Consider the following 16,992-nt stretch of genomic DNA (forward strand, 5'->3'; position numbering starts at 1 on the left):
ATATAATCGGTTTATCACCACAACATTAGGAGGTCATCCATTATATGAATCAATCACCGCTTCTACTCACTGACGAACAAATGCAAAAGTTTATAACTGAAGGCTTTCTTATTCTAAAAACAGATTTCCCTGAATCCTTCCATCAAGCCATGACAGCTGAACTTGGAAAAGTATATGACGAGGAAGGCAATCCCGGCAACAACCTGCTGCCGCGAATCCGAGAAATACAACAGGCTTTCGACAGCCCCGTTATTACAGGCGCATTAACAAGCGTACTGGGTCCAAATTACATGCTGCATGCCCATCGCCATGGCCACTTTAATGCACAGCCGGTTGCTGGTGGTTGGCATAAGGACAGCTACTGGGGCTACTCCCGTATGCGCAACCACCACCCATGGTGGGCTATGATTATGTACTTCCCGCAAAACACGCCAATTGAGCTTGGGCCTACTAGCGTTGTGCCTGGCACCCAAAACTATGAATCACGCACCTTTGCTTCTGACGAGGTGCAAGGAGAAGCTTACGCTAGCGGTGAAGCAGGTACATTTGCACTCATCCACTATGATATCTGGCACCGTTCAACACCAAATGTATTAGGCAATGCTCGTTACATGCTTAAATTTGAATTTATGCGTACAGCTGTTCCAACTAAGCCTTCATGGAATAATCTGATTTCCGAGTGGAAAGAGCCTGCTGACCTTGCCCTGCCAATCGCAAACCACGAAGACATGTGGGAAGAAACATGGAACTGGATGTCAGGTAAGCTAGGCAGTCTAGCAAACACTGCGGAAGCAAACGAAGAGAAATTAGCCGCACTGGCAACGGCTTTGGAAGATAGCTTCGAACCAAATGCCTTGAATGCTGCCTATGAGCTTGCTAAATATGGCGCTCCAGGCGTGAAAGTACTGCTGGCTGGTCTTCATCATGAGAGATTAGACGTATCACGCACGTCTGCTTATGGACTGTCCATCGCAGGCTCAGATGCAGTAAGCGGATTGATCGACGCACTAGAGAGCGATCGCTCAGAGACTGTACAACATGCTATATTCGCACTTGGCGAGCTTCGCAGCTATGCTGAATCCGCGCTTCCAAAGCTTGTTGAACTTCTGTCCCACTCCGATGCGACAGTAAGAATTGCAGTCGTTGAAGCACTTGGCATTTTGTCTAATTCTTCAGAAATTGCAGTGAAGGGTCTTATTACAGCCTTGTCCGATGAGGATGTTCAAGTACGATTTACAGCTGGGCTGTCCTTGTCCCGCATGGGTGCTACAGCGGCAGCAGCCGTTCCCGCTTTGGCGGCAGTACTCGATGATGAGAACCGTTATGTAAGAGCTCATGCTCTAGAAGCACTGCGCTATATCGGCACGGATGAAGCGAAGGATATTTTGATCAGATCACTATTCAATTCCCGCTGGTGTTCGACAACTACGCCTGCAAACAGCTTTTATCCTTGATTCCATCGGAGTTCTTATACTTGCAGCATAAAGGTTGTCCCAAAAGAACTAGTTGTGCAGAACAATCCTAATCATGGGAAAAAGTTCGGAATAACAAAGGAGCTAAGCGATTTGAATCCGCTTAGCTCCTTTGTTTTTGGCGTACGCTGCACCGCTGTTACGAACTCAGCAGCTCTTATTTAAACCATTCGCAAGCAATTATTATGGCAACGAACTCCAGCATCGCTATTTCGAGAAAAACAGCTCGTATCATCCTGTAGAGCATGATATAACGATAATCAGGTTCGTTAGCGTTTGAAAAAGATCATTTTTTGCTTAATAAGCATGATACAGTTCGTTAGAGAAAATATGAATCCGAAAGCATAACAGGGCAAGCGAACTATTCGCTGTCCTTTTTGCTTGCCTCCATCAACTGATGGCATTTCGTTTGAAATTCAAGAGGTTTATCTACAAATAAATAGATTTGGTCAACTTGTTCTCGAATCCCAAACGCCGTAATAACCGTGATTTCTTCTTTTAATATCATATGCACATTAGGTTCTGTGTCCAGAATCTTTATCGTTTTTTTCATTTTATCCTTAGCTAATTTCTCGAATGTAATGGCCGAAATGGATGCAACCGTATTGATATTCATATCCGAATACATCTGAATGCCATACTGAAACCTTATTTGTTGATCTGATACCAAAATAGGATTTAAGCACATCGCTCGGTAATCAGCAACTAGCAGCATAATAATATATACATTTCCTAATGAGAGTAACCATGCAGCGGTATGCGACCATTGCGCAAGCAGAATGTGCATGCATACCCCTTCAATAATCAATACTTTCGAAAATACGAGTAAGGTTATCAGCTTGTTAGAGTTTTTATGATAGCTAAACGAGGCAGATCCCGTTCGAATGAAAGGTGTCTCTTTCCATGCGAACAAGGCGTAATAAAAAATAGATAATTCATGCGTGAGCAAAGCTGCAATTTTGGGATGGCGAATGGTCTCTTCTAGACTTTTCCGAAGTGTTTCTATAGGATGATTATCCACTTTTTTATAACGCTTATAGGCAGCCGCAATATCATAGATTTTTAAAGCTAAAATAAAAGGCGGCAGCGGAATAAGAAAATATTTTATAGCGTTCATCGTTTCTTGATCGGTGTTTGGTACAAATAACGCTAATGCTAAATAACCCAGAAGAGCAAAAGGAATGATGGATGCGATCTTGAAATTCAGCTTGCGAAACCATAGAAAGTACAGCAATAAAGGGATAACAACGACAAAATCTAATGCAATGCCAAGCGTCAGCAGCTGATCGTTCTCTTTAATTAGAACAGAATTAGCAAATAGAAGATCCAGCAAAATGATAATGAAGCTTGAAGCAATAAAGAAACTAATATTCTTTTTATAAAGTTTGTTAATGGCATATACACTCCCTTCCATTTACCTTTTCATTATCTAATATATGGGTAAAATTAGCGCCTTTCAATTCCCTCTTGTGAAGAAAATGGAAACATTTTGTTTATATTCACAAAAAAAAGCCGTCGCCTTAAATAGCGACGGTTTATTAATTAATCATTTCAGTGAAAGCTCCCTATATTCGCTCGGTGACAAAGCCATATACTCTTTGAATAAACGAGAGAAATAAGTGGCATCCATTCCTAGAGATTCAGCTATTGCCGAGATGCTAAGTGAAGTAAAGGATAGCAGCTGCCGTCCTTTGTCCATACGCTTGCGATTCACATATTGTATAGGTGAGAGCCCTGTCGTATTTTTGAACATGCGTATAAAATAATTAGGGTGAAAATGTACAAGCTGAGCAAGAGTATCTACTGTAATATTTTCCGATAAATGCTCTTCAATATAGGTCAGCACGACATTCAGCTTCTCAAATGAGCTGGTTGCCGGTGTTTTGATTGTCACATCCTCAGCCTGCTCCAGCATCATGGCCATAATCTCAAGAAACGCCGACTGCAGCTGCAGCTCGGATGTCCAGTCTTCACTCTTATGATGGTGTACCAGCCTTTCAAATTTACCCTTTAAGCCTTCGTGATCGGATATCGATATCATGACGGGCATTTCGAGCAGTTGAAACAGGTTGAAATTATCTATTTTTGCAGTGAAGTGGCACCAATATTTCCCGTAAGTATTCGTATTAATCGTTCCATAGGATTGTACGACATCTGCGGGCAGCAGACACAGATCACCGGGCTTTGGATAATAAATTTGATTCCCGGCCTTAATGTACCCTTCGCCCTCTTGGATATAATATAGCTTATTCACATCCGTCGTATAATTATCGTCCTTCCACGAAAGCGGCACCTTCGTATAGTCGGCTATGGCAACATGCAATTTTAAACCGCTCATATAGGACTTCCAAAATGTACTTTTGCTTGCGTTCACCGTAATTCCCGCCTTTCAAGGCTGTCATACCCATTGTTCATCGAAGATCGCTGCGATTACCATACCATAATAGCACAAAAAAAAGAGGCAGTATCCCTCTGCCTCTTCTTATTTTCTGCTTAAGCTTGAGCGAGCCCTTGCTTGACCCACTGCGCAACATTGACTGTACGCTTAGCTTGATATTCCACAGCTGCTTTTACATCCTCAACCATTTTCCCGCCTTGCACTGTCACGCTTGTCCCATATGGATTGCCGCCAGCTTCAAAGGTAACTGGACTCGAATAACCCGGTGCAGCTACTATCGCTCCCCAATGGTACATCGAAGTGTACAGTCCAAGGATGGTTTGCTCTTGACCGCCATGAGCATTCTGAGCCGAAGTCATTCCGCTGACTACTTTATTGACTAACTTGCCGTTAAACCAAAGTGAGCCTGTCGAATCAAGAAACTGCTTAACAGGACCAGGCATACCGCCAAAGCGTGATGGAATACTAAATATAATAGCGTCCGCCCATTCCAGATCCTTATAGGTAACCTCAGGAATATCTTGGGTCTCTGCAACATGAGTTCTCCAGATGGGGTTAGCTTGTATTGCTTCTTCTGAAGCAAGCTCAGGCGTCTTCAATATTTTCACCTCAGCTCCAGCTGCTTTCGCGCCTTCTGCAGCCCACTGCGCCATTTGATAATTTGTTCCCGTTACACTGTAATATATAATAGCAAGATTAATCGTTGTCATTTGATACATCCCCTTAAACTTTTATGTTATTTGCTCAGTTGTTCTGCATTAATGCCGATCGTTTTTAATAGCTCAATAAGCTTCTCTTTATCCTCGCTGCTTACACAACTCAAATTGCGTGTAATGACATCCGCATGCTTCGGAAAAATATCATCAAACAGTATTTGCCCCGCTTCGGTAAGAATGACATTTGAGCCTCTACGGTCGGTAGCGCTTGGCTCTCGTCTCACATATCCTTTTTTCTCAAGCTTATCAACAACATAAGTAATGCTGCCGCTTGGAATGCAGAACTTTTCACTTATTTTCTGTATCGGATGAGGCCCCTTGCTATACAAAAGCTCCAATATCATAAAATGTTCCTGACTAATGCCATGGCTTTCAATATCCTTGCGTACATTGTCGCCAACTGCCTTAGACGCTTTAAACCATACACGAAATAACCGAAGATCAAGCTGGCTCTGTTCACTTTGTTGATTCATGCCCATGCCTCCTTGCTGCATATATCTTAAAATCGTATTTCCTAGTTTTAGTATACTTTTATCCTATCATTAGGGTAAAGACATGTCAACCAACTTTTACCACACGCAAAAAAAGGACCGAGCTCTTTCTCCATATAGAGAGTGTGTCGGCCTAGTCGCTTCGTATGATCTCTTACTCCGAACAAAACAAGTTCAATGAAGTAAAAATGGGATTAGTTCATTATGTACAGCATCAGGCTGTTCATGATTAACACCGTGTCCTGCATGAGGGATTATTTTGTAACGAAATTGTCCTGCGTTTAATACCTGCAAAAAATCCTTCTTATGCGATAGCTTGTATTCACCCATCAGAAAATACAGCTTATCCTTTATCGCAGCTGCTGACGCTTGATCATATTTCTGCAGCTTATGTGCAAACATCGCTTGTTGATTATGATTTTTCATGGCAAGAACAAGATGATCCGCTAATTCGGGATGCTGTTCATAAACGCGGGATTGGGGCGAGCTTAGCTTTTTTATAATTTTAAGCAAATTATTGCGGGTTGGAATCAGCATTTCCGGCATCATCATCATTAAGGTGCTCACCATCGTTTTAATTGGTGTTGTAACCATACCTCCCTCCATGCAAACGACTCTGTTCACTCTACTTGCCTCGTTAACCGTATAATTAAAAGCCATATAAGCTCCATTCGACACACCAGCGATATGAAATTGATTCAGTCCCATTTGATCAACGATTTCATTGATCCAATCCACCTGATCAAACGTCTTTTTCTGAAAGTTTTCGTTAGGCACACTTTTTCCTGGTCCACCCATCGTATCTACTGCAATGCAATAAAAATGGTTGGATAATTCCTTTATGTTCAGCATCCACATCACCGCCGAATTATCTCCAACGCCATGAAGCAGCAGCAGCGGCGGATTCGATTTATGACCAGAAATTAGACAATGCGTGACGCCGTATTTGGTGTTAATGTCCAGCTCCTCAAATTCCGTTGGCCACAGCTCCAGAAGCGCATTATAGGAACGCAGAACCTGTTCTTTTCCTGATTCACTCTTATATATTTTTATCATGATAGCCTCCTTCTTCTTCAAACGTTTACGGTTCTTATAAGCAATCTCATCTATCGCAGAAATGCTGCTTAAGTCTATATTATCGTCACTATCAATTTTTACATTAAAATACTTAACTGTATATAACGTTTGCAAATGATATTTTATATATATTAACTAATGTGGTCTCCTATCAGGTGTCTAATCGCTTGGCACAGCCTTTTTTTATCCACAGAGCATGATGTTTCCAACAGTCCTTTGAAGAAAATATGATAAACTAGTACGTAATGATAGAAAACGTAAGGAGATAGATCATGATTAAGCTAGTATCTTGGAACGTAAATGGTTTACGGGCATGCGTAACGAAAGGCTTTAACGATTATTTCAAGGAAACGGATGCAGATATTTTTTGCCTGCAAGAAACGAAGCTGCAGGATGGACAAATCAGCATGGAGCTTGGCGAGGAGTACTCGCAATATTGGAATTACGCGATTAAGAAGGGTTACTCAGGTACTGCGGTGTTCACCCGCATAAAACCACTCTCCGTGCACTATGGTATTGAGGAAAACTCGGAGCCAGAGGGACGAGTCATTACGCTGGAGTTTGAAGGATTCTATCTAGTTACGGTATATACGCCTAACGCCAAACGTGACTTATCGCGATTGGATTACCGAATGGAATGGGAAGATCGCTTCCGCAGTTATCTTCAGCAGCTTGATGCCTTAAAGCCTGTCATTATTTGCGGTGATTTGAACGTAGCCCATCAAGAAATTGATCTTAAGCATCCGAAGCCTAATTTAGGCAACTCCGGTTTTACAATTGAAGAGCGCGGCAAGATGACGGAGCTGCTAGCAACTGGCTTCCTCGATACATTCAGACATTTTTACCCGGATCGTACGGATGTGTACAGCTGGTGGTCGTACATGATGAAGGTGCGCGAGCGGAACGTGGGATGGCGGATCGATTATTTCTTAACCTCTTCAAGACTGAGCCCACTGCTCATCGATGCGTCCATTGACACTCATATTTTGGGTAGCGATCATTGTCCTGTTTTGCTTACTTTGGAAGAACCGCCGGCAATCATATAATCGTCATAAAAAAAGGCGGGCAGCACTCATGATGAGCGCTGCCCGCCTTTTGCTTCGAATTAGCTTTGAAGTGACTGTGTTAAAACATTTTTTTCACGTAAAATCGAAAGTGCCTTTTGCATCTTGTCCATGTAGGCAGGCTCTTGGCCCGAGCACATAAAGCGTACGTTACCGTTGCCTCCGCCTCCAGGAATACCATAGCGGCTCAATAATGCGGATAAGCGTTTCACCGTTCCCACATTCCCATCCACAATCTCGATATGAGCAGGAAGCAGCTCCCTCAATATATCCTTGTAGAAAGGATAATGTGTACAGCCGAGTACGATAATTCCGTAATTGTCTAAATCATAGTTTGCGAGCTTTACCCGGAAATATTCGTTGATAATCTGTTTATCGAATTGCAGCGCCTCACAATAACGCACAAGCTCCGGCAGAGGCAGTGAATCCACGATTCCCATCTCATCCACGCGTGACACGAGTGCGTAATATTTTGGCAATTGTAGCGTTAACTGCGTTGCGAAGACGAGTACCCTTTTGCCTGTTGCTCGATTCATTTCTACTGCTGGCTTAACAGCAGGCTCCATGCCGACAATGGGCAGGGAATAACGCTCTCTTAACTCGTTAATTGCAATACTGGTCGCTGTATTGCAAGCGACGACCAATGCATCTATGCCCTCTTCCATCATTAAACCAACCGTTTCAAAAATGTACGCTTTCACGTCTTCCTCTGACTTCGTCCCATAGGGAACATGGAGCGTGTCCGCCATATAAAGAAAATCCTTATCAGGTAGTCTTTGAAGTGCCTCCGCTAATACGGTAAGCCCGCCAAGCCCTGAATCAAAAAAACCAATTCGCATGTCTCATCGATTCCTTACGTTTATTGGAATAGAGTACCTTCTGTAGCTATATCCATCTTACCTCATTGCCTGCCTCCATAAAAGCTTATAATTGCATTTGCGAAGAAAAAAATGCCTCAAGTCCGGATAGACAAGAGGCATTTCATCTGTTTCTATGGTGCCCGCTTCGGCAGCAGACGTACATAATCATCCGAAAGCTTCATGAGTTCCAGTATATAATCATAATCTCCACGATATTTGCTGAAGTCGGCTACTGGCTTTTTCGTTCTAATATCGACGGCAGTTCCGTCCTCAAAGCCTTTGCCAGGTATAAATAAGATGTCATTATTAAAAAATGATCCTGTCGGCAAATAATACCGCATACCGATTACATTTTGAGAAATATTAAGCAAATCATGACCAAATGCCGTAAATGTTTGATCATCAAGCGATATGCCTAGTAAATTTGCAATGGTAGGCATAATATCAACCTGACCGCCAACCTGATTAACGGTTTTCCCCTCTACGCCAGGTACATGAACAATAAGCGGGATGTTTAAGCGGCTAATTTGCTCATCATAGTGGATGCCCAGCTGCTCACTAACCCATGCAGGATCATTGTCTGTCGTTTGTAGACCAGCGTGATCGCCATAGGCAACCAACACCGTGTTTTCCCACATGCCTTTCGCTTTGAGCCCCTCAATAAAACGGCCTAGTTCATAATCGGTATAATTTAATGCGGTCAAATAATTGCCCAGCTGCGTTCCTTGCAAGGCGTCCGGCATCGTAATATGCTGAAGCTCCGTTGGAACCTTGAATGGATGATGACTGGATGCAGTTACGAATTGAGCATAAAAAGACTTGCCTTGCTCCTTCATATCGTTAAGCTTTTCAAGACCGACCCTGTAAAGCTCCTCATCCGATGCGCCAAAAGAATTAAAATGATCATTTTTAAATGATGCTTTATCATAATATGCCGTAAAACCTAGCGCAGGATACATTCGGTTGCGATCCCAAAAAGTCACATCATTAATATGAAAGGTGCCCGATTCATACCCGCTTTCTCCAAGCAGTCTCGGAAGACTCGGCAGCTCTCGATCACCATAGCCTGTAGACATCGCCATATCCCCGGTTGGATAGATAGAAGTATTTGACATGAATTCAGCGTCCGCAGTATTCCCTTGTCCAATTTGTTGGAATACATAAGGAAAGTAGAAGCTTTCCTTCGCTAGCTGATTAAGAACAGGCGTAACCGCCTGACCACCGACAGACAAATTGATGGCAAAGTTTTGGAACGCCTCCATTTGAACGACGATCACATTTTTACCTTCGGCAGATCTGAAATAATTAGGCATGCCTGCAACGACCATCTCTCCAGCTTGTTCAAAATAGGAGGATTTGAGCGCTACCGCATCAGCCCCTGTTTCTTCTACATTGCCATTTTTCAGCGCGGCCTGCTCTTTGCTCGCCTTAACGGCTACCGCTACCTGATAATTGATATAGCCTAAATTCTCAGCTTTCACGATTTCATTCGGAATCGTACTCGCGGACCAAATGAATCCACCCGAGATCGCAATACATAGAACAGCTGCAATGGCTGTGTATAGAGGTTTGGCAATTCGCTTGCGTCCATCGCTGCGTATTCCTCTGACACGTTTAACGATATATAGAGCTGCCAAGACGGCAACATCCAGAAAGTAAATATAATAAGCAGGCAAAATAATAGACCCTACGCTTGTCCTAATTTGCAGTACCTGGTCAAGTCCATGCAGTGCGGTATACGTAGGTACTGTTCCGTAATAACTGACATACACCGTTGAAGCAAATAGCAGCAAGGAAAACACGGCATTCACGAGTCCAAATACGGCTCCTCTCCACCTCGCAGAGGTGACTAGCTCCAGCAGCAGAAGCAGTGCAAGTACGGCTGCTGCATCAGGCAGCAAGCTCTCCACCTGTATGCCCGAAAAGACGAAATGGCGAAACAGGAGCATTTTCAACATCATAAAGATGAATATAACGATAAACAGTGATCTGTCATAACGTTTAGGGAAAAACTGCAAGACGCTCACTCCTTAGAAATTTGCACTTCATTAAATATAAAAAAACCGTCATCACCTGACGGCTTTCTTAAACTTTAATGTTAAGGCAATATAAAAACAAATGCAACGGCTAATAATTAGAAGACTTTATTCCGTGGCCACTTCAAAAATAGAATCAACAATGATCGGCAGCTGATATCTTAAGGAGCTCGCCCCCATGACCGAACGTGCATGAATTCCTCTCTCGCCAAATACCTCCACCATCAAATCCGAGAAGCCATCGAGTACCTTATGATGCTCTTCATAGCTCGGATCAGCATTCACAAAACCTTGTACCTTTACGACGCGAGTCACAAGATCCAACCGCTCTAGTGAATGCTTTAATACGGCGAGAACTTCAATTCCTGTCTGCCTAGCGAGTTGATAACCTTCTGCTGTCGTAAACTCGTTGCCAAGCTTCCCTTTTATCGTGGCCGCAGGTCCTTTGCCAGAAACAAACAGAAGTCCATTTGAAAATACGCAGTTAGCGTATTTAGCTGCGGGCTCGCTCGCCTTTGGTACAATAATCCCTAATGTTGCCAATCTACTTTCAACGGTTCCTTCTACTTGCGGCATAGCAACCCCTTCTCTCCATTTATATTTCTTGTTATTGATGGAAGCCTATGCCAAAGTTTATACTGAAATTGACCTCTACCACAGTGTCAGATTTATATGAATTTTAAGGGTCAGATTGTGTGGTGATAAGATGGATATCAACCTTTCAGAAGAAGAGCAAGGCCCTGTCTATTTGGTGTTGTACAGACATTTACGGAAACTCATCCAATCTGGTGCTCTAGCGGATGGAACAAAGCTTCCATCAATTCGATCGCTCCGCGAGCAATCGAAGCTTAGTAAAACGACAATTGAAACGGCTTATCACATACTGCTGGAAGAAGGGTATGTGGTTAGCAAGCCGCGCGCCGGTCTATTTGTTATACAGTCACAATTAACTCCTGCTGCTGCCATGGTTCATACAGAGATTTTAGAAGAAAAAGCTAGCATACATCGCCATTCCATTCCGATTCCTATCCAAAACGACGCAGTCGTCGATTTCAGCCTGCTCGCCGTGGACGGACAATCATTCCCCATTCGCGCATGGAAGTCCGTCCTTCATGATGCCCTATCTCTCCATGCGAATTATGTTCATCAGTATGGCGATCCGCGGGGCGAATACGATTTGCGTTTGCAATTGTCTTACTATTTAAAGCGTTCAAGAGGCGTCAATTGCACGCCTGAACAAATCATTATTGGATCAGGTTTTTCTTACAGCACACAAATTCTCGCTAAATTGCTACACGGTGCATCTACAATTGCAGTGGAAGAAGCCGGTATCGCTCAGGTAAGAGCTGCCTTCCAGCAGCACGGCTACAACGTCGCTCCTGTCCCCATCCATAACATGGAGAACTTCGTTTCTATATTAGAAGACAAACAAATTCGAATCTTATATGTCACTCCTTCACATCGTCCTACTGGGAGCTCATTGCCTTACTCCACTAGGCAGCTGCTGCTCCACTGGGCAAGCACAAACAGCGCCTATATCATTGAGGATGACTACGACGGAGAGTTTCGTTATTCAGGCAAAACCATCCCTTCTCTTCAAGGAATGGATCATCAGGGCAGCGTCATTTATATTGGGACGTTTTCCAAAGCCTTCACACCCGCGCTGCGTATGAACTATATGGTTGTCCCGACTCCGCTGCTCAGCAAGCTGCAAGCTATAGAGCACACACTTACGAGTCCATCACGCATTGATCAGTGGGCCATGCAGCTGTTCATGGAACGAGGGCATTGGTACAGGCATGTAAGGAAGGTTCGCAATCTTTATCGTAAAAAACGTGCTAAGATGCTTCAGCTCATTGACACTTATTTGCCCGAGCATGTGCAGGTTCATGGGGATTGTGCAGGGATGCATGTGGAAATCGCTGTTCAAACAATGTGCAGTGCCGAGGAGCTGATTAAGCTTGCTGCTTCGGAGGACGTTTACGTGTATGCTGCACAGGATACGCCTATCCTGCCCGGTCGTTTTGTAAGATTGTATTTGGGGTTCGGCGGATTAAACGAGAAAGAATTGGAACGAGGGTTGCGCCGGCTCGTGAAAGCATGGGCGGGAGCCCTACTTCCTAATCATGAATAACAGGGGGCTTTATTAATGGCAAACAATCATTTCCTTACAGATCTCGATGGAACGCTGCTTCAATCGGATGCTACCTTGTCCGAGTATACGATAAACGTCATAAACCATGCGATGAAGCAAGGTATCATCATTAGTTACGCAACGGCAAGAAGCTATATCAGCTCTAACAAAATCGTATCTGTTATCCCGTGGAAATATCCGATCGTTTTATATAATGGCGCGGTTATCTTTGATCCCATTTCATCTAAGGTCATAGGCGGATACTGGCTGGATAACGAAACGACAAATCAAATTATTGATCTAGGAAGAAAACAAAGTCTAATTCCCTTCTTGTTCGCCCTTGATGCGGAGGATAAGGAACGTGTATTCCACGAGAAGCTGCTGCGAATTGGCGACATAACCTTCTACGAGAGCCGCCCTAATGATCCTCGTTTTGGAGAAATGCCGCTGCTCGAATGCTCGGATGCCTTTAGGACGCTGATTGTGACTTATATTGGCTTGCTGCATGAGCTTGAGCCGCTTAAGGATGAAGTACAGCGTACATTCGGCGATCGGGTTCATGTTCATCTCATGAAGGATCAATATATAAAAGATCATTATTTTCTAGAATTCAGCCACAGCAAAGCCAATAAAAAAGAAGGCTTGAAGCAATGGGCTGAGCTGATGCAATGTACGCCTGAGGACGTTACGGTGTTCGGTGACAATCTGAATGACTTAGGGATGTTCGAAGCTGCCGGCACCAAGGTCGCTGTTTCCAATGCGCATCCTACTCTCATTGAGCTGTCCACGCTAGTCGTAGAGAGCAACGATGAGGATGGAGTAGCGAAGTATATTGAGCGTGTGATTGAGGAGAAGTCTTAGCCTGCATATCTAAAAGCATCATTGCTGAATAGCTGCCACCAGTTGCGCGAAGTACAATGAAAACCTATCGTGTGAATGAAAGAAGAAGCTGCCACAAGGTCATCGACCTTCTGAGACAGCTTCTGCTTCGTTCTCGTTTTACTTCTTCGCTACATATTTGCGAATATCAAACGCTACAGCAACAACGATAATCAAACCTTTGATAATCAGCTGCCAGTTCGGGTTAATACCGATATAAGTCAAACCATAGTTGATGACAGTGAAAATAAGAACACCTGCGATGATCCCTTTCACTCTGCCTACGCCGCCAGTTGTTGAAACGCCGCCGACCACGCATGCAGCAATGGCATCAAGCTCATACATATTGCCGTAGTTGTTCGACGCGCCGCCCGTACGCGCTGCTTCGAGCACACCCGCTAAGCCGTACAAAGCACCCGCAATTGCATAAATCCACATCAAGTTTTTAGCCACGTTAATGCCGGATACATGAGCCGCTTGAATGTTGCCGCCAATGGCGTACATGTTTTTACCAAGACGCGTTTTATTGAAGACAACCCATACGATGAACGCTACAAAAATAGCGATTAATACGATATAAGGAATAGAGAATTGGCCGCTGCCAACAGCACCTGTACCAATTTCAGTGAAATCACTGCGCAAACCGCCGATTGGCTGCGAGTTGTTTGGCGGCATATCGAAGTAAAGAGAATTCGCACCGTACACCGCGACCATCGTACCAAGTGTAGCAATAAAAGGCGGTACGTTAAATTTCGCTACGATTAAGCCGTTCAATAGTCCGACCAGCAAACCAACCGTGATCGCGATTACAATCGGAATGATCACCCATAGCTCAGGCAGGTTAGGGAAAAACTTGCTCGCATATTCAGGCATTTGCAGCATCGATGCGGATACGACCGCACTGAGTCCGACTACACGCCCTGCTGACAAGTCAGTTCCCGCTGTGATAAGAACAAATGCAGCGCCAAGCGCAATAATGACTCGCGTAGAAGACTGCACCATCATATCTCTAAGCGTTGTTATAGACAAAAAGTTTGCATCAATAATGGCGATTCCTAAAATTAATGCGACAAGTACAATCCAAATGGCATTTTGCGAAAATGCATTTTTTATTTTCAAACCTTTAGCTGCTTCCATTGCCGTAAACCTCCTTTAAATCCTTCATCATAAGCCCGTCTGTGCTGCAAGCCGCATAATACTTTGCTCGGTTGCCATGTTGCCTTCAAGAATACCTGTGGCACGACCCTCCGACATCACCATGATGCGATCGGACATGCCAATGAGCTCTGGCATCTCAGACGAAATCATAATGATGCTTTTCCCTTGCTTGGCAAGCTCAATAATAATATTGTAAATTTCATATTTAGCTCCGATATCAATGCCCCTTGTTGGCTCGTCCAGCAGCAAAATATCAGGATTTGTAAGCAGCCAGCGAGCTAACAGCACCTTCTGCTGATTACCGCCGGATAGGTTGCGAATCAGTTGATCAACAGACGGCGTCTTCGTCTTGAATTTCTCAACACCTTTTGCTGCTTCCGATCTCATCTTTGATTCATTTAAGAAACCAAAGCGATTCTGATATAAATCGAGATTAGCGATCGCTGTGTTCTCGGTTACGGACAACACCGGAAAAATCCCCGTCACCCTGCGCTCCTCAGTTAATAGTGCAATTTTGTGGCGCTTTGCATCGATTGGCGACTTAATCGTGATCGACTTTCCATCCTTGTAGATGACACCTGATTTTACGGATCGAAGCCCGAACAACGCCTCAATCAGTTCAGTACGCTGAGCCCCAACCAGTCCGCCTATTCCGAGAATTTCACCTTTTCTCAGCTCGAACGATACATCCTTGAAGGAATGTGCATGCGGCGAGGTTAATCCCTCTACGCGTAGCATGACTTCTCCTGGGATGTTCGTACGCTCCGGGAATCGATCCGATAAATCTCGGCCAACCATGCGCGTAATAATCGTATCGATGGTCAGCTCAGGAGCTGGCCAAGTACCAATGTATTTACCGTCGCGCATGATCGTCACGTCATCGGAGATTCGTAATATTTCTTCCATTTTGTGCGAAATATAAATAATTGAAACGCCTCGTGCACGCAGCTTATTGATAATGTCGAACAGCTGCTCTACCTCATTGCCTGTAAGCGAGGAAGTAGGCTCATCCATTACAATAATTTTGGAATTGAAGGACACCGCTTTTGCAATTTCGAGCGATTGTATTTTGGAAACTGACAACTCGCCGACCAGCTGATGCGGGTCAATCGTCATATTTAAATCCTCGAACAGCTGAGCTGTGTCGCGGTACATCTTTTTATGATCAATGAACCGGAAAGGCGCTATGCCTCTTACCGGAAATCTGCCAAGCCAAATGTTCTCCATCACGCTGCGCTGCGGCACTGGATGCAGCTCCTGATGAATCATGGAGACGCCATAATTCAATGCGTCCTTGGAGTTTTTAATATCAACCTTTTGCTCATCAAGAATGATCTCGCCGTTATCCGGCTTATAAATGCCAAACAAACATTTCATCAATGTAGATTTACCTGCACCATTCTCGCCCATGAGCGCATGAACCGTGCCCGGCCGTACTTTTAACGTAACATCATCTAGCGCCTTAACACCTGGAAACGTCTTGGTAATCCCGTTCATTTCAAGCAAATAAGGATGCTGCTTTGCCATCGTATAGCCTCCCTTTGTCCAGCCCGCCAAGAAAGTAGGCGAAAAAAAACAGGGGCAACGCAAGTGACGTTATTCCCCCGCTCTTGATCATCCATCTTACCGCTTATCTTATTTGCTCTCTTGCGTTACCTTTTGGTATGGAATCCAAACGTATTTACCGTCTGTAATTTCAAAGCCTGTGTTCTCTTTCGTTGGTGTTTCGCCTGCAGCAAGAACGCGCATAAGCTCAACCGTTGCTTTACCTTGGTTCGACGCATCGTTTAGAACGGTACCGAGCAAAGTGCCTTCTTTCAGCGCTTGCTTAGCTGGATCTGTTGCATCTACGCCAACAACCGGCATAAATTTATTGTCTTTAAAGTAGCCAGCAGCTTTCAATGCTTCAATCGCGCCAAGCGCCATGTCATCGTTGTTTGCCAGAACAGCTTCAATTTTATCGCCTTTGGAAGCAAGGAAAGCTGCCATCTTTTCTTGGCCCTTAACACGATCCCACATCGCAGTATCTTCAGCAATATTCTCGACTTTGATGCCAGCATCTTGAATCGCCTGTACAGAGAACTTGGTCCGAAGCTCAGCATCTTGATGCCCCGGCTCGCCTTTCAGCATCGCATATTGCAGCACGCCGTCACCGTTTTTGTCCGCTTCCGGATGTGCTTTCCAATACTCAGCAATGATTTCGCCTTCCATAGTGCCTGACTCTTCAGCTTTTGCGCCTACAAAAAACGCCTTGTCCCATTTTGCCAAATCATCAGCAAGCGGCTCGCGGTTAATGAATACTACCGGAATATTAGCTTTTTGTGCTTTATCAATAACGATGCCAGCAGCTGTACGGTCAACCGGGTTAACTGCCATTGCTTTTACTTTTTTAGTTATAAACAAATCAACTTTATCATTTTGTGTGGGCTGCGAGTTTTGGCTATCTACGATATCTACTGCCAATTTACCTTCTGCCGCTGTATCAATCGCGCTGCGCACACCGCTCATAAATGTGTCGTCAAATTTATAAATGGCTACGCCTGCCTTAGGCAAGCTGCTTGCGCTCCCGTCGCCATTTGCGCTTCCGCAACCTGCTGCTGTAACTGCTAATGCTCCAATAACGAGCGCTGCTGTCCACTTTTTCATTATTTATATCCCCCTGGTGGATGAATTAACTACTGCTTCATTATGTCGTAATTTTGGAGGG

At 44.2% G+C, this 16,992-nt stretch carries 15 protein-coding genes; 4 read left to right on the top strand and 11 right to left on the bottom strand.

Features of this window, described 5'->3' with window-relative positions; genetic code table 11:
* Nucleotides 1–44: 44 nt before the first annotated feature.
* On the top strand, nucleotides 45–1,454 hold the full coding sequence (locus AB4Z50_RS10555; RefSeq protein ID WP_441878627.1) for a HEAT repeat domain-containing protein: 1,410 nt from the start codon (nucleotides 45–47) through the stop codon (nucleotides 1,452–1,454).
* Nucleotides 1,455–1,833: 379 nt separating this feature from the next.
* Here AB4Z50_RS10555 and AB4Z50_RS10560 read toward each other — a convergent pair whose 3' ends face one another.
* The 5 genes from AB4Z50_RS10560 to AB4Z50_RS10580 form a co-directional block, all read right to left on the bottom strand.
* Nucleotides 1,834–2,886 (bottom strand): hypothetical protein, encoded by a 1,053-nt coding sequence (locus AB4Z50_RS10560; protein ID WP_441878629.1) that lies wholly within the window; start codon nucleotides 2,884–2,886, stop codon nucleotides 1,834–1,836.
* Nucleotides 2,887–3,018: 132 nt separating this feature from the next.
* Nucleotides 3,019–3,846 (bottom strand): AraC family transcriptional regulator, encoded by an 828-nt coding sequence (locus AB4Z50_RS10565; RefSeq protein ID WP_083682118.1) that lies wholly within the window; start codon nucleotides 3,844–3,846, stop codon nucleotides 3,019–3,021.
* Nucleotides 3,847–3,965: 119 nt separating this feature from the next.
* On the bottom strand, nucleotides 3,966–4,580 hold the full coding sequence (wrbA, locus tag AB4Z50_RS10570; RefSeq protein WP_076268782.1) for an NAD(P)H:quinone oxidoreductase: 615 nt from the start codon (nucleotides 4,578–4,580) through the stop codon (nucleotides 3,966–3,968).
* Nucleotides 4,581–4,606: 26 nt separating this feature from the next.
* On the bottom strand, nucleotides 4,607–5,059 hold the full coding sequence (locus AB4Z50_RS10575; protein ID WP_441878632.1) for a MarR family winged helix-turn-helix transcriptional regulator: 453 nt from the start codon (nucleotides 5,057–5,059) through the stop codon (nucleotides 4,607–4,609).
* A gap of 192 nt (nucleotides 5,060–5,251) precedes the next feature.
* Nucleotides 5,252–6,133 carry an alpha/beta fold hydrolase gene (locus AB4Z50_RS10580; RefSeq protein ID WP_441878634.1) on the bottom strand — a complete coding sequence of 294 codons (882 nt, stop codon included), beginning with the start codon at nucleotides 6,131–6,133 and terminating at the stop codon, nucleotides 5,252–5,254.
* A gap of 296 nt (nucleotides 6,134–6,429) precedes the next feature.
* Between AB4Z50_RS10580 and AB4Z50_RS10585 the strand changes: the two genes are divergently transcribed.
* On the top strand, nucleotides 6,430–7,200 hold the full coding sequence (locus AB4Z50_RS10585; RefSeq protein WP_441878876.1) for an exodeoxyribonuclease III: 771 nt from the start codon (nucleotides 6,430–6,432) through the stop codon (nucleotides 7,198–7,200).
* Between the two features lie 59 nt (nucleotides 7,201–7,259).
* Here the strand turns inward: AB4Z50_RS10585 and murI are convergent, their stop codons facing one another.
* The 3 genes from murI to AB4Z50_RS10600 form a co-directional block, all read right to left on the bottom strand.
* Nucleotides 7,260–8,057 (bottom strand): glutamate racemase, encoded by a 798-nt coding sequence (murI, locus tag AB4Z50_RS10590; RefSeq protein WP_441878636.1) that lies wholly within the window; start codon nucleotides 8,055–8,057, stop codon nucleotides 7,260–7,262.
* A gap of 152 nt (nucleotides 8,058–8,209) precedes the next feature.
* Complete coding sequence (locus tag AB4Z50_RS10595) at nucleotides 8,210–10,096, bottom strand: LTA synthase family protein (RefSeq protein WP_441878638.1); 1,887 nt, start codon at nucleotides 10,094–10,096, stop codon at nucleotides 8,210–8,212.
* A 126-nt stretch (nucleotides 10,097–10,222) separates the two neighbouring features.
* Nucleotides 10,223–10,690 (bottom strand): RidA family protein, encoded by a 468-nt coding sequence (locus AB4Z50_RS10600; RefSeq protein ID WP_441878640.1) that lies wholly within the window; start codon nucleotides 10,688–10,690, stop codon nucleotides 10,223–10,225.
* A 130-nt stretch (nucleotides 10,691–10,820) separates the two neighbouring features.
* Here AB4Z50_RS10600 and pdxR point away from each other — a divergent pair, with 130 nt between their 5' ends.
* Both pdxR and AB4Z50_RS10610 read left to right on the top strand, forming a co-directional pair.
* On the top strand, nucleotides 10,821–12,248 hold the full coding sequence (pdxR, locus tag AB4Z50_RS10605) for a MocR-like pyridoxine biosynthesis transcription factor PdxR (RefSeq protein WP_441878642.1): 1,428 nt from the start codon (nucleotides 10,821–10,823) through the stop codon (nucleotides 12,246–12,248).
* Between the two features lie 15 nt (nucleotides 12,249–12,263).
* Nucleotides 12,264–13,109 (top strand): Cof-type HAD-IIB family hydrolase, encoded by an 846-nt coding sequence (locus AB4Z50_RS10610; protein ID WP_441878644.1) that lies wholly within the window; start codon nucleotides 12,264–12,266, stop codon nucleotides 13,107–13,109.
* A 138-nt stretch (nucleotides 13,110–13,247) separates the two neighbouring features.
* Here AB4Z50_RS10610 and mglC read toward each other — a convergent pair whose 3' ends face one another.
* From mglC to AB4Z50_RS10625, 3 genes are all read right to left on the bottom strand, one after another.
* On the bottom strand, nucleotides 13,248–14,264 hold the full coding sequence (mglC, locus tag AB4Z50_RS10615) for a galactose/methyl galactoside ABC transporter permease MglC (RefSeq protein WP_430055270.1): 1,017 nt from the start codon (nucleotides 14,262–14,264) through the stop codon (nucleotides 13,248–13,250).
* 27 nt (nucleotides 14,265–14,291) lie between these two features.
* A complete protein-coding gene (locus AB4Z50_RS10620; protein WP_441878646.1) occupies nucleotides 14,292–15,812 on the bottom strand; it encodes a sugar ABC transporter ATP-binding protein in 1,521 nt (506 codons plus the stop codon).
* A 108-nt stretch (nucleotides 15,813–15,920) separates the two neighbouring features.
* A complete protein-coding gene (locus AB4Z50_RS10625) occupies nucleotides 15,921–16,931 on the bottom strand; it encodes a galactose ABC transporter substrate-binding protein (protein WP_441878648.1) in 1,011 nt (336 codons plus the stop codon).
* Nucleotides 16,932–16,992: the final 61 nt, after the last annotated feature.

The sequence above is a fragment of the Paenibacillus sp. 2TAB26 genome (genome assembly GCF_052115145.1).
Taxonomy (GTDB): Bacteria; Bacillota; Bacilli; order Paenibacillales; family Paenibacillaceae; genus Pristimantibacillus.

What these genes read in the sequence shown, in the direction of transcription:
- AB4Z50_RS10560 (WP_441878629.1), bottom strand. Translation starts at nt 2,886, where the DNA reads ATGGAAGGGAGTGTATATGCCATTAACAAACTTTATAAAAAGAATATT.
- wrbA (WP_076268782.1), bottom strand. Translation starts at nt 4,580, where the DNA reads ATGACAACGATTAATCTTGCTATTATATATTACAGTGTAACGGGAACA.
- AB4Z50_RS10555 (WP_441878627.1), top strand. Translation starts at nt 45, where the DNA reads ATGAATCAATCACCGCTTCTACTCACTGACGAACAAATGCAAAAGTTT.
- AB4Z50_RS10600 (WP_441878640.1), bottom strand. Translation starts at nt 10,690, where the DNA reads ATGCCGCAAGTAGAAGGAACCGTTGAAAGTAGATTGGCAACATTAGGG.
- AB4Z50_RS10610 (WP_441878644.1), top strand. Translation starts at nt 12,264, where the DNA reads ATGGCAAACAATCATTTCCTTACAGATCTCGATGGAACGCTGCTTCAA.
- murI (WP_441878636.1), bottom strand. Translation starts at nt 8,057, where the DNA reads ATGCGAATTGGTTTTTTTGATTCAGGGCTTGGCGGGCTTACCGTATTA.
- AB4Z50_RS10580 (WP_441878634.1), bottom strand. Translation starts at nt 6,133, where the DNA reads ATGATAAAAATATATAAGAGTGAATCAGGAAAAGAACAGGTTCTGCGT.
- AB4Z50_RS10620 (WP_441878646.1), bottom strand. Translation starts at nt 15,812, where the DNA reads ATGGCAAAGCAGCATCCTTATTTGCTTGAAATGAACGGGATTACCAAG.
- AB4Z50_RS10625 (WP_441878648.1), bottom strand. Translation starts at nt 16,931, where the DNA reads ATGAAAAAGTGGACAGCAGCGCTCGTTATTGGAGCATTAGCAGTTACA.
- mglC (WP_430055270.1), bottom strand. Translation starts at nt 14,264, where the DNA reads ATGGAAGCAGCTAAAGGTTTGAAAATAAAAAATGCATTTTCGCAAAAT.
- pdxR (WP_441878642.1), top strand. Translation starts at nt 10,821, where the DNA reads ATGGATATCAACCTTTCAGAAGAAGAGCAAGGCCCTGTCTATTTGGTG.
- AB4Z50_RS10575 (WP_441878632.1), bottom strand. Translation starts at nt 5,059, where the DNA reads ATGAATCAACAAAGTGAACAGAGCCAGCTTGATCTTCGGTTATTTCGT.